The sequence below is a fragment of the Halomonas sp. ND22Bw genome (assembly GCF_003011945.1).
In the GTDB taxonomy this organism is placed as follows: Bacteria; Pseudomonadota; Gammaproteobacteria; order Pseudomonadales; family Halomonadaceae; genus Halomonas; species Halomonas halophila.
This window is the reverse complement of sequence record NZ_PXWD01001687.1, coordinates 1-239: the sequence shown is the minus strand read 5'-3', so window position 1 is coordinate 239 and position 239 is coordinate 1. Positions and strand designations below refer to the sequence as shown.

Below are 239 nucleotides of genomic sequence, written 5' to 3'. Positions count from 1 at the left end.
TGGGCTTCGGCCTCGTCGGCCTCTTCGTCGTCGGCCTGGCCACCCTTCTGCTGGGCGGCGGCCAGCGCATCCTGGTAGCACATCTCGACGTCCTTGACGCCGGCCTGGCCAAGCAGCACGTCGACGGCCTTCTACTCGAGGACCGCGGACTTGACCTGATACTTCATCTGGTCGTTGCCCATGTAGTAGTCGAAGACCTGCTGAGGCTACTGGTACTGCTGAGCCAGCTCCTCGACCTT

1 pseudogene is annotated in these 239 nt (G+C 63.2%); it reads right to left on the bottom strand.

Annotated elements, in window-relative coordinates:
- A pseudogene (locus tag CVH10_RS27395) lies at positions 1-239 on the bottom strand (trigger factor); the annotation flags it as partial.